Source organism: Elusimicrobiota bacterium, from assembly GCA_028718185.1.
Classification (GTDB): domain Bacteria; phylum Elusimicrobiota; class UBA8919; order UBA8919; family UBA8919; genus JAQUMH01.
Window position 1 is genome coordinate 200,017 of sequence record JAQUMH010000001.1, and the last position, 12,233, is coordinate 212,249.

At 34.8% G+C, this 12,233-nt stretch carries 12 protein-coding genes; all 12 read right to left on the reverse strand.

Annotated elements, in window-relative coordinates:
- Positions 1-36: 36 nt before the first annotated feature.
- Positions 37-2,991, reverse strand: a complete 2,955-nt coding sequence (locus PHE88_01035) for an ATP-dependent DNA helicase (GenBank protein MDD5686400.1) — start codon at positions 2,989-2,991, stop codon at positions 37-39.
- Positions 2,992-2,993: 2 nt separating this feature from the next.
- On the reverse strand, positions 2,994-3,845 hold the full coding sequence (locus PHE88_01040; GenBank protein ID MDD5686401.1) for a tetratricopeptide repeat protein: 852 nt from the start codon (positions 3,843-3,845) through the stop codon (positions 2,994-2,996).
- Positions 3,829-4,203 (reverse strand): VanZ family protein, encoded by a 375-nt coding sequence (locus tag PHE88_01045; protein ID MDD5686402.1) that lies wholly within the window; start codon positions 4,201-4,203, stop codon positions 3,829-3,831. The genes PHE88_01040 and PHE88_01045 overlap by 17 nt, the downstream gene beginning before the upstream one ends.
- Positions 4,200-4,856: a DNA repair protein RadC gene (gene radC / locus PHE88_01050; GenBank protein ID MDD5686403.1), complete on the reverse strand. Its 657-nt coding sequence runs from the start codon at positions 4,854-4,856 to the stop codon at positions 4,200-4,202. The genes PHE88_01045 and radC overlap by 4 nt, the downstream gene beginning before the upstream one ends.
- Positions 4,846-6,237, reverse strand: coding sequence for a glucose-6-phosphate isomerase (locus PHE88_01055; protein MDD5686404.1), 1,392 nt, complete (start codon positions 6,235-6,237; stop codon positions 4,846-4,848). Before PHE88_01055 ends, radC begins: the two co-directional genes overlap by 11 nt.
- The gene (gene xseB / locus PHE88_01060; protein ID MDD5686405.1) at positions 6,230-6,439 is read right to left on the reverse strand and encodes an exodeoxyribonuclease VII small subunit; all 210 of its coding nucleotides are present in this window, start codon (positions 6,437-6,439) and stop codon (positions 6,230-6,232) included. Before xseB ends, PHE88_01055 begins: the two co-directional genes overlap by 8 nt.
- A gap of 40 nt (positions 6,440-6,479) precedes the next feature.
- A complete protein-coding gene (gene xseA, locus PHE88_01065; protein MDD5686406.1) occupies positions 6,480-8,168 on the reverse strand; it encodes an exodeoxyribonuclease VII large subunit in 1,689 nt (562 codons plus the stop codon).
- A gap of 6 nt (positions 8,169-8,174) precedes the next feature.
- Positions 8,175-8,741: a LysM peptidoglycan-binding domain-containing protein gene (locus tag PHE88_01070; GenBank protein MDD5686407.1), complete on the reverse strand. Its 567-nt coding sequence runs from the start codon at positions 8,739-8,741 to the stop codon at positions 8,175-8,177.
- Positions 8,702-9,148 (reverse strand): hypothetical protein, encoded by a 447-nt coding sequence (locus PHE88_01075; protein ID MDD5686408.1) that lies wholly within the window; start codon positions 9,146-9,148, stop codon positions 8,702-8,704. Before PHE88_01075 ends, PHE88_01070 begins: the two co-directional genes overlap by 40 nt.
- Before the next feature lie 27 nt (positions 9,149-9,175).
- Positions 9,176-10,096, reverse strand: a complete 921-nt coding sequence (locus PHE88_01080) for a branched-chain amino acid transaminase (protein ID MDD5686409.1) — start codon at positions 10,094-10,096, stop codon at positions 9,176-9,178.
- Between the two features lie 106 nt (positions 10,097-10,202).
- Positions 10,203-10,709 (reverse strand): hypothetical protein, encoded by a 507-nt coding sequence (locus PHE88_01085; protein ID MDD5686410.1) that lies wholly within the window; start codon positions 10,707-10,709, stop codon positions 10,203-10,205.
- Between the two features lie 355 nt (positions 10,710-11,064).
- The gene (locus PHE88_01090) at positions 11,065-11,961 is read right to left on the reverse strand and encodes an RluA family pseudouridine synthase (GenBank protein ID MDD5686411.1); all 897 of its coding nucleotides are present in this window, start codon (positions 11,959-11,961) and stop codon (positions 11,065-11,067) included.
- Positions 11,962-12,233 lie beyond the last annotated feature (272 nt).

Sequence of the window (12,233 nt, forward strand, 5' to 3'; positions counted from 1 at the left end):
TTTGTATAGATTTCGTATGGGGTTTTAAATGGTGATCTATATTTGAGCAGATGAACATATATTATTAAACGGGCAATAATTACATGATAAATACTGCGGATTAGCTTCAAAATTATTACTTCTTATACCATTTGCAGTTTTTTCAATAATTTCTTCTATCTTGCACATCATTTCTTCATCCGGGGTAACACTGCCCGTAACACCTGTATTTACAAAATGTAACTCTAATTTATAAGGCAATTCCTTCATTAACTCTTTCCATGCTAAAGCGTAAATAGCGAGCTGGGTGCTTTTCCCGGCACGATTATCTGCTTCTTCTTTATCGGATATTTCCGATGTTTTGAAATCAATAATAATTGTCCCTTTTTTTGTTAAATCCACCCTGTCAAACCTGCCGATAACAACATCTCTTTTAAAATTAAACCTGAATTTTTTTTCAATATATTTTGGAATTATCTTATGTTTTTGTTCTCTATAAAAAAACTTTCTTATTGCATCCCTGCCTTCTTCCAACCGCTGCATTTCGTGTTCTTGTGACAAAAAACCTGTTGATTCCCATTTTGATTCAAACTTATTTATAAGTTCATCCACTCTAACCAAATCATTTTCCATTTTCTTTTTATAATAGAACTGGATTGTTTCATGCATCGCATTGCCATAAACAATCGAATGGTTAGCCATTACAGGAATTTTCAATATATGAATATATTTGTATTTTAAAGGACAGGTAAGATAATCGTCAATCTGGTAATGACTTAATACAAGCTGCCTTTCTAAAGGCAACTGAAAATTATCGTCTGCTTTATCAGCAATATCATTTTTTTTAATTGCTTCAATCGGATGAAGTTTTTTAGCAGGAATTTTTGTTTGAGCCAAATTCAATGCTTCATATATAAATTGACTTATTTTTCTTTGACGGATACCGCCATAGTCACTTGCAGATGTAAGATGCAATTCATCTTTTGCCCTTGTCATACCGACATAAAAAAGCCGCCGTTCTTCCTGCTTATGAAAATCACCTAACGGTAAAATGTCTTTTATTAAAGCATCAGGGACTTCTATCAGTTCTTTCCTTTTATTGACCGGAAATTTTCCCTGGGCAAGTGAAACCATAAAAACAACAGAAAACTCAAGACCTTTTGCTTTGTGAATTGTCAATATATTCACCGCATCAGTATCGAAATCCGCTTCTGCTGTTGCAGGACTGCTCCCGGCTTCAATAAGAGCGGTAAGATGCGATACAAACAATTGAAGTTTATCATGTTTTGAAACTTCCGAAAAATTTTTTATAATATCGAAGAATATTGCGATATTTGAAACTTTCTCAACTGATTGAGCATCTTTGGCTTCAGTAAGTCTTTTAATCCACCCTGTTTCATTTATAAATTTATAAAGCACTTGTCCCGTAGAAAAATCGCGTGAAGCTTCCATGTATTTTTTAATATCATCTACTATATTTTTGATTATCTGTCTTCCTTCAGGACTTATATCATTTAAACCGGATGCACCAACAAACACCTTATATAACGAAATCTTCTTTTTTGAAGCTTCATTTATACAGATTGTTAAATCTGCCATAGGTATTTTATAAACTTCAGACGAAGCAAGATGAAAAAGTGAAATATTATCAGATAAATTTGAAACTGTTTTTAAAAAAGATATAAGTATTTTTACTTCTTCGCAGGCATAAAGCCCGCTCCCACCCGAAAAATGCCATGGGATGTTTTTCATATTCAATGATTTCATAAACATGTCGGCATCAGAATTTGCACGAACAAGAATTGCAAAATCACTATAACGTGTTCCTGACTTATTTTTAGCAGTCCCGGTCCTGACCATTTCAGCAATTTCCTCAGCAACAAAATCCGATTCCTGTGAAATAGTATCAAAATGATGATGAAAAACAGCAGACGTAATTTCTCCGGTAGTTTTGTCAGGATTATCTCGCACAGATATGAGTTTTTTACTTATTTTATTTTTTACTTCCAGGCGGTCGGGATTATTATATCTTATAAGAGCATATGCACAATCAAGGATATGTTGAATCGAACGATAATTTTTTGTAAGAACTACTTGTTTTGCAGCAGGATATGCTTTTTTAAAATTTAAAATATTTGAAATTGCAGCACCACGAAATTTATATATTGACTGGTCATCATCTCCGACAACTGTTATGTTTTTTTCGCTGTTCAACAAAATCTTTAATAACTGAAATTGCGAATAATTAGTATCCTGGAACTCATCTACAAGCATATATTTGAATTTTTTCCGGTATTTTTTCAATATAGAAGGGTATTTTCTGAAAAGCTTAAGAACTAACCATACCTGGTCACTGAAATCAATAAGACCATGTTGTATTTTTAAATCCTCGTACTTTTTGAAAATCTCAGATAATTCTTTTTGAATCAAAAATTCATCTTCTATTGATTTATCGTTCGGATTCTTTTTAACCACATTCTCTAAAAGTTGGACATAATTTGCATACTCTTCATGTGAAATATCCTCGTCTTTTAGACGAGAAAACAAAAAAAGAATCGCTTCTATGTGTTTTAAAGGATTGCCAAGCGGTCTGAGTATTTTCATCGGAAACTCAAAGAGATGTTCTCTGAAAAATACCAATTGATGGGGTTGTGCCATAACCTTAAAATCGCTTGTTAATCCTAAAAAAATCGCATTGTCTTCCAAAACCCTGTTCCCAAAAGAATGAAAAGTGGAAATCCATACATCTGCAAAATTATAAGGCACTAAAAGGTCTATTCTATCCTGCATTTCTGCAGCAGCTTTTTCTGTAAAAGTAAGTGCTAAAATTTCATTGGGTTTCGCTTTTTTCTGTGAAATAAGTTTTGCTATACGATGGGAAATAACAGTTGTTTTTCCTGTACCGGCGCCAGCTACAATCAAAAGCGGTCCTTTACCGTGAATAACCGCTTTTTGCTGCTCTATATTCAGAGTGGCAAATACATTATCAGAAAATAATCCTGTTTTAGACATTTTTAATCGTTATTAGCAGTAAATTCTTTGAGTTCTGTAATTCGTTTTTCACCAGAACCCGACGACTGAGTGGTAAGAATTTTCCCAACTTCCGGGGCATAATACTCAACTGACCAGGACGGTGTTCCAATAAGTTGTTTTTTTATTTTTATACAATCTGAAAATTTCCCGGCAGCAACTTCAACCTCTTCTTTTTTAGAAACTATCGTATTTTTTATATTCCCGACAACCCATTCTTTGTTGACCTCCAGAGGAAACAACAATATTGCTGTTAATATCTCACCATTTTTATCTGTTTCATATAAACCATTAGGCATTTTTTTAAAATATTTTCTAAAACTACTTACAAAATTATTACGCGTGTAAAGATTCCTTGTCATTTCATAAATATTATTCTGTTCTGCTACAATTTCATTTCTTGCCAGCATGTATTTACCTGATGTTTCGGAGTCAACTTCAACCCATTTTAAACCCTTCAAAAGCGGAAAATAATCAGCAATCTCCAGGAATAATTCTTTTGATTGCACTGCCCATTCTGTGGCAGAATATTCGTTAATTACTCTTTTATAATATATTTTTGCTTCGTCATTGTTTTCCAAATTCTGCTGGTAAATCTTCCCTATGTTATAAAATGCTTCAGGAACGCGGATGCTTTGAGGGTTTTTCTCAACTATTGACTCATATTTTTTGACTGCTTCCAAAAATTTACCATTGTCCTTTAACGTTTCCGCTCTTTTAAACTGATAGTCGACACTGCAACCAAGAAAAACAGTAAGTAGGCAGCTCACCACTAAACCTTTGGCGAGCAGGTAGGAAGTAGGCAGTAGGAAAAACTTTTTAATTCTTGATTTCATAATTTCCTTTTTTTATGTAAATATAAACAACTATAAGAATTCCTAAAGTATCAATTAATACGTCCCAGGGTGTACCACATCTGTTTTTGATAAATGTCTGGTGATATTCGTCGCTGCAAGCATATAGAAATGAAAATATCGAGGGCAATAAAACCATTAAAGGAAACGATATCCTAAATGACCTTCTGAAAGCCCTTATTAAAAGAAGTGTCAGAATAAAATACTCTGTAATGTGTGCACCTTTTCTCAAAAACAAATCCCACACCCCTAACCCTGTACCAAGTCCTGGAATATCCGAAAAAAAGTATATTATATAACACCAAACAATTATAGGTACCCATAATTTGAAATATTTCATATTATATTTTTTGATTTCATGCTGAGAAAATTATTTTTTGAAACAATTATGTGGTCCAGGATTTCTATTCCTAAAATTTCACCGGCAGAAATAAGCCGTTTTGTAAGTTTTATATCGTCTTCTGACGGGGTTATGTCGCCTGACGGGTGATTATGAACAAAAATCACACTTGCGGCAGAATGTTCAATTGCCGGCTTAAAAACTTCTCTCGGATGAACAAGCGAAGCGTTCAATGTACCTATAGAAACAAAATCCCGCTTCAATATTTCGTTCCTTGCATTCAGATAAAAAACAACAAAATGTTCCTTTTTCTTATCCCTTACATCCAGCGTATATGGAAGTATGTCTGTCGGCTTTTTTATGGAAATAGCGTTTTTTTCAAACCCTCTCTTAACAAGTTCAACAGCAGCAGCAATAAAAGACGCTTTTGCGGGTCCAATTCCCTTTATCTGCTTCAACTTTGAAAGTGAGATACGAATTAAGTCGTCAGCCGGATATTCTTTCAATATTTCTTTTGAGAGTTGTAAAACATTTTTCCCTTTATATCCTGTACCTAAGATTATCGCCAAGAGCTCCTCATCTTTCAGTGACGCAATTCCGGTTCTTGCCAATTTTTCCCTGGGTCTGTCCACTTTCTCTATATTAAATGACATTCAGCGAATCCTTTTTTTTTGCCATAAACTCATCTATCTCTTTCTTTTCTTTTTCAAATCCGCTTCTGCCCATAAGTCCGTATGTAAGTACTTTGCCTAATTCTACACCCGGCTGGTCAAATGCATTTATTTCAAAAAGTTCACCGATATACGCCGTTGCAAGTTCAAACATATAAAACAATTGCCCGATTGTATGCTCGTTAATTTCAGGTATAACTACAGTACAATTAGGTCTTGCTTGTTTGGTCAGCGCAACACGAGTTGCTTCTTCTTCGCATTTTATCAGCTCGTTAAGCGTATGTTTTTCAAGATAGTGTTTTTCTTTTGTCGGCGGGACAACAGCATTATTCCGGTATTTTTCAACTGATAAAAACGTAATAACCTTATCATACGGACCTTCTATATAAAGTTGAACTTGTGAATGCTGGTCGGTAACACCAAGCGCCTTTACCGGTGTCGGACCTACATTTACAACTTCGTTTCTGATATTCATCTTCTTACCCAGTGATTCAGCCCATAATTGCCTGAACCAGTCAGAAACATCTTTTAATGCTTGCGAGTATGGCATCATTACATTTATCTTTTTTCCTTTCTGGTATAAAAGATACTGTATTGCGGCATAAATAGCAGCAGGGTTTTTGGATATATCCTGCTGGCACCGTTCATCCATATCTCTTGCACCTGCCAAAAGTTCTTCTATTTTTATACCACAAAATGCTGCAGAAATAAGCCCTACCGGAGAAAGCACGGAAAATCTTCCGCCCACATTCGCAGGAATCACAAAAGAAGGAATATTTTCTTTATCGGCAAGTTCCCTGAGATAACCTTTTTTTTCATCGGTCGAAATAATAATATGCTTCTGCCAGTTTTTCATTCCTACTTTTTTTATTAAAGCATTTTTTAATATGAAAAAATTGGCGAGACATTCTGCGGTAGTTCCTGATTTTGATATTATATTAAATACAGTTCTTTTTAGATTTAAAACATCCAAAAGCGATTTCAAAAGTTCAGGGTCAACATTATCAGGAACAAAAAGCCGCGGATTATCTTTTCTCTGCTTTTTTGATAAGAGGTTCCAGTACGGATGTTTAAGCGCGGTCTGAAGCGCAATATTGCCCAGCGCGGAACCGCCAATACCAATCACAACAAAATCATCAAATTTAGACTTTTGCTTTTTTACGTAATCTTTTATTTTTATTGCTTCATCATTTTTATACGGCAGTTCCATAAATCCAAGACTGCCTTTTGACTTTTTCTGCTGTATTATATTATGTGCAGATGATAATCGCGGGTAAAGTGCCTGCAATTCGGACGAATTTATCCCTTGTTCTCCAACCAAATCCGACAAACAATTTGAAAAATCAAGCTTAATATTAACCATTGTTTTCCCCCTCAAATTCCTTTACGATTTCTTTCACTTCAACCTCTGTTTTTTTGAGCTTATTTCTTAATACTTTAATCAATTCAGTAGCTCTTTTCACCTTCTCAGCAAGTTTATCTATTTCAACATCTTCGCCCTCCAATTCCGCAAGAATCTTTTCCAACTCATCCAGAGACTTTGAATAAGATATTTTTTCTTCCATATCCTCCTCTCCCTGTAGTGTGCCTTTAAGGACGCACTACTTACTTCAATGCTTGTTTTGATATAATTTTGCTTTCTAAGTTACCATCACGCAATCTAATTTCAACATTGTTTCCGACAACAACATTTTCCACACTTTTCACTATCTTGCCCTCTGAATTATAGACAAGTCCGAAACCCATTTTCATTATATTAAGCGGATTTTTAGAATTATTGAATCGTTCATATTCTTCGAGCTGCTTAAAATTATTTTCAAAGATGTTCTTTAGAACCCATTTGATTTTTTCATTAATCTGAAAAATATTGTTTTCAACATTTTTGGTAAATATAAGCGTTGCAGATTTTAGACTTTTTGTAATATTTTTTAAGTTCTCTATGTGGTCAATAAGAATTTCTTTTTGTCTTTCTAAAATGCGATTTAAAACATCTTCGGTATCTGTTTCATAATTACGAACTTTTTCAACTATAAACTGCGCAGTCGCAGTTGGTGTCTTAAATGACTGGTTTGAAACTTCATCTGCAATGGTTTTGTCAATTTGATGCCCTATGCCTGTTAAAACCGGTTTTGAAGAATTTGCTATTGCAACAGCAACACCTTCTTTATCAAAACCCATGAGGTCCGAGGCACTACCGCCGCCCCTTACAATTGCTATTACATCAACAGCATGCCTGTTCAAAGTAAAAATCGCGCTGCGGACTTCTCTTTCCAAATCATTTCCCTGCATTTTTGCATCACATAAATAAACTGAAAAAGCATAACCTGATTTATTCAATTCATCTACAAAATCATTATAGGCGGCACTGCCGTTAGAAGTAATTAAACCTACATTTAACGGTACTTGCGGAATTTCTATTTTTTTATTTTTTTCTAAAAGTCCTACACGTTTAAGTTTTTCAAGGATAAGTTTTCTTTCCAGAGCCATTTTGCCGATAGTGTACTCCGGCTCAATATCTGTTACCCGAATTTGCACCTTACCTTGCGGCGGATAGAAATCTACTGAACATCTTGCTTTTATCTGAAGCCCGTCTTTAAGAGTTAATCCGGTAGCGAGTGCTGTCATTTTTTCATCAATTTTATTCCTGTCATCTCCCCACATTACAGCAGAAATTGTCGCTTTTCTTTCTTTTGTAACCGGGTCTTGTTCTACAAGTTCAAAATATACCTGCCGGTAAAAACGGGTATTTGCTTTTTGGACATCTAAATCATATCTGTAAATTTCCCCGCAAACCCAAACACCTGACCTAAAATAATCATTCAGTATTTGTTTTATCTGACCGTTCAGCTGGCTTACCGTGAGAACATTATCCGGCGGTTTTTCAATAGAGTCCCACCGGCTAAAATCAGCGGCACCTGCATCCCGAAACTGAGATGCCTGCGAAGTAACGTCTCCGGAGGACATCCGGCGGTTACTTTTTACGTGTTTATCCCCCGGTTTCGTCTGTGACAAGTGAGTAAAAAGTGTGTCTTCAGGCAAGAATTCTGAGGTTTTTTCCTGGTTCTTTTTTATCAAGCTAATAATTTCATCGCCATACTGAACCAGCTTTTTATTACCTACACCTTTAATTTTTGTTAAATCATTTATTGTTTTTGGATTAGAATCTGCAATATTTTTCAGGGTAGAATTTGGAAATATAAAATATTTCTTCCCGGCGGCAATATTTTCTTTTTTTGCCTTTTCATCACGCCAGGTTACTAAGTGGTTATATAAATCCTGGTTATTTTTGCCCATATTAAATTATGATTGGTTTTTTTGAGATGTATTTGGAATGACTATCTTTTGGCCGCGATATATTTTGTCAAAATCTGAAATTTTTTCTTTGTTGGTTTTCCAGATATTATACCAATTTGAACCCTTTTTATAGTATTTCTTAGAAATACCCCAAAGATTGTCTCCTTTCTTTACAACATAAACCGGTGGCAGAACGGTTAATGTTAGTGCATCTACAATATTAGATGATTCCCTGGCATATGCAATCGCATTTTCAAAATCAGAAAGGTCATATGCATTTTTAGCTTTTTTCAATACAACAACTGCCGGTGTTACATCAACACCTTGCTGCCTTTTTAGCCTGATTTTTTCTCCGCATACGGCAATCTGCTGTTTAGCGTTCTGTTCAATTTTTCTCAGCCGCTCTTTTTCAATGTCTTCTTTAGCTTCAACCGGCGACTGTTGTTCTACAATAACGTCTCTATTGCTGTTTGAGTCCTGCCATGAACGATAAAATTTCTTACAGATACCAAAAACAATAAAAAATACAATTATTAAATAGATTGCCTGCAATCGAGTAAGTCTATACGCCATATTTTCTCCGTAGCAAAATTATTACTCCACCTATAAATAAACGAATAACTCAAGGGTCTGCTTAAGTTTCCAATCTGGTCAAAAACCAAATGAACTATATATGCAACAAAGACACCGCACAGAACTTCACTTACAGGAGTGAACAAAATAACAAATGAAAATATCAGCAATAATTCCCAACTATGTAAAATTAAAAATGTCTTTTTGAAAGCGTAACCTTCAGCAACATAAAAAAATCTTTTCACATTTAAGTTAAATCCATATTCATTAAAATATTCAAAAAGATGGTCTATGTCAATAAATATTCCGAATAATAGTGACGACAATGCTACAATATATGAATGAAAAATCAGATATAAAATCGTGGAAACTGAAGTAGATATTATAATATGCGAAGCCAACTTCATCGAAAACACCTCCAACCTTAAACAATTTTATTTTACATATGTAAGCCAGTTGTATTTATCTTTGGTTTTTCCTTTTAAAACGTCAAAATATGCTTTTTGTAATTTCTTGGTGATTTCACCGCAAGCACCTTTCCCGATAGTTATATTATCTATCTTTGAAACAGGTGTAATTTCAGCAGCAGTACCTGACAAAAATACTTCATCAGCAATATATAACGATTCCCTGGGAATAGAATGCTGTTCTATCCTCATATTCATATCTCTTGCAAGTATAAAAATTGTATGTCTGGTAATACCGGCAAGTATTGAAGAACTCGTCGGCGGAGTATAAATTACTCCATTTTTTACCATAAAAATATTTTCGCCTGATGCTTCAGAAACATATCCATAGACATCTAAAGCAATCGCTTCATCATAGCCGCCCTGGATTGCTTCCATTTTTATAAGCTGTGAATTTATATAGTTTCCGCCGGCTTTGGCAAGAGACGGAAAAGTATCAGGAGCTGCACGCCGCCACGATGAAACATGCACAGACGCTCCTTTTTCCATCGCTTCTTTACCAAGATATGCCCCCCACTCCCATGCAGCGATTGCACAGTTAACAGGATTTTTCAACGGATTTACTCCCATCTCGCCATAACCGCGGAAAACAACGGGACGGACATAACATTCTTTAAATTTATTTATTTTTACTACATCAACAATGGCTTTAAAAAATTCTTTTTTTGTAAAAGGAATCTCCATCCTGTATATCTTCGCAGAATCATAAAGACGGTCAATGTGAGCGTCAATCCTGAAAAGAGCAGGTCCATTTTCTGTGTTATAACAACGCAGTGATTCAAAAATGCTTGAACCATAATGAACAACATGTGACAATACATGTATTTTGGCATCTTTCCAATCAACAAATTTTCCATCAAACCATATTTTCCCTTCTCCAAAACCCATAAAATCCTCCGAAACCCCGAAACAAACCTGCCTGATGACAGTCAGGTACGAGGTGACACTATCAATATTTTCAATAGTGTTATTTTATAATAATTTACATGGTTTGTCAATGAACTGCGATAATTAGTGATATAACGGATATTCCCACGGCTACGTATGGGAGATATTCTTTTAGCGATTTCTTTGGTGAGATGGTTGGTTTCCTTCCTGCTGTAATATCTTCTCTGAGACGATAAATATCATCTAAAATAACTTTTAGAGCATCTTCATTTGCTTTAATTTTATCTTTTATTTTTTCAGATTCTGTCACTTTTGTCGATTTTTCATTTTCTAAATTTAAAATCTGCTGGCGAACTACTGAAATCTCTTCCATTTTTGTATTCAGCTGTGCTATTTCCTGCTCAACTTTAATTAACTTTTCATTTAATTCATTTGAAACATTGCTTGATGTCTTAATGGTTTCTTTTATTTCTGCAATTGAATCTTTTATTTCAGAAACATTTTTTTTCAACTGCATTATGGAAATATCCATATCAGAAATACTTATTTCTTCAGAATAAACATGAAAACAACTAAAGATTAAAATAATAAAGCTAAGAATTATTATTTTCATTTTTTGAAACCGTTGAAAAATCATAAATGGTCTTGCTTATACAGATAACAGCACCACTGTCATTGCGGGCATAATACTCAAAAAATGTTGTTAAAAAACCTAAAAAATGACGATTTATAGACGAGCTTACAAGTAATATTAACTTCGTTTATTGAAACGGTTCAATAAACGAACAAATTTCATAAGTGTTAAAAATATAAGTCTCGTCGATAGTTTTCGATTTTCTAGAGTTTTAAGCTCTAAAAAACAACACAAAAAGACTATTATGCCCATTGCGAGAGCCAATTTATTGGCTCGTGGCAATCTCACGAGATTGCTTCGTCATTTCATTCCTCGCAATGACATTCCTGTGTAATCACAGATTTTTTGGTTTTTCAATCTCATTTTTTAAAACCTTTAATGCCGACTTAAAATCTTCCGGCAAAGGTGCCGAAAATTCGACTTTTTCCTTACTTTTCGGATGCGTAATTCTTATACTTGAAGCATGCAATAATTGCCTGGTTGCTAATCCTGATAGTTTACCATACTCAGCATCGTTTAGAACAGGATGCCCAATATAAGCAAGATGTACTCTTATTTGATGTGTTCTGCCTGTATAAGGTTTTACTTCAAGATAAGTTTTAAATTTAAACCGTTCTATTACTTTAAAAAATGTCTTTGACATTTTTTTTGAGTTAGGTCCTACAACAATTTTTTTTCTATCATCGCCCGACCTTCCCAGAGGAGCTTCAATAGTGCCTTCTGACTCTTTAATAATACCATCAACAATTGTGAGATACTTCTTCTCAACAAGCCGTCTTTGAAACTGGTTTGATAGAAATTCTTTTGATTTTTCGTTTTTAGCAACAACTATAATTCCCGAAGTATCTTTGTCAAGCCGGTGGACAAGAAACGGGAATAACTTTTGATGCCAATAAAACAGAAGTCCATTTACAAGTGTATCCATCTGGTGGTGTCCCGCTGGATGAACTACAAGATTAGGTTGTTTGTTAATTACTATTATATCATCGTCTTCATAAATAATTTCCAGCGGAATTTCAAACGGCAATATCTTTTGCTCTTTTTCGGCAAATTCTATTGTTACTGTATCTCCTGTGCGTATTCTATGGCCGGATTGCGAATGTAATCCGTTAATTTTTACAAATCCATTTTTTATAAGCCTCTGGAAGTATCCCCTCGAATAATCGGGATATTTTTCTTTCAGAAAATTATCTAAACGGATTCTTTCTTTGTCTGATATAATATTTTCCATAAAAATCGCTCGCAAGCAAATTTTCTTGAGTCGCTCGGCACCAACTCGCTCTGAGATTTGCTCTCGAAAGCATAGTCGCAAATCTAGGCTCTTTGAAAATTTCTTGCTTCACTCTCACTAATTAGGTTGTAAACAAATTTCTTCGACCTGCCTGCCGGCAGGCAGGGACGCTCTCTTGTGGTCGCTTTAACATTTGCTCCTGTGTGGTATAGGTCGCAAATTCAGGCTCTTCGGAAATTTCTCCCTCGCTTCGCAATAAAAAAAAGATAAAT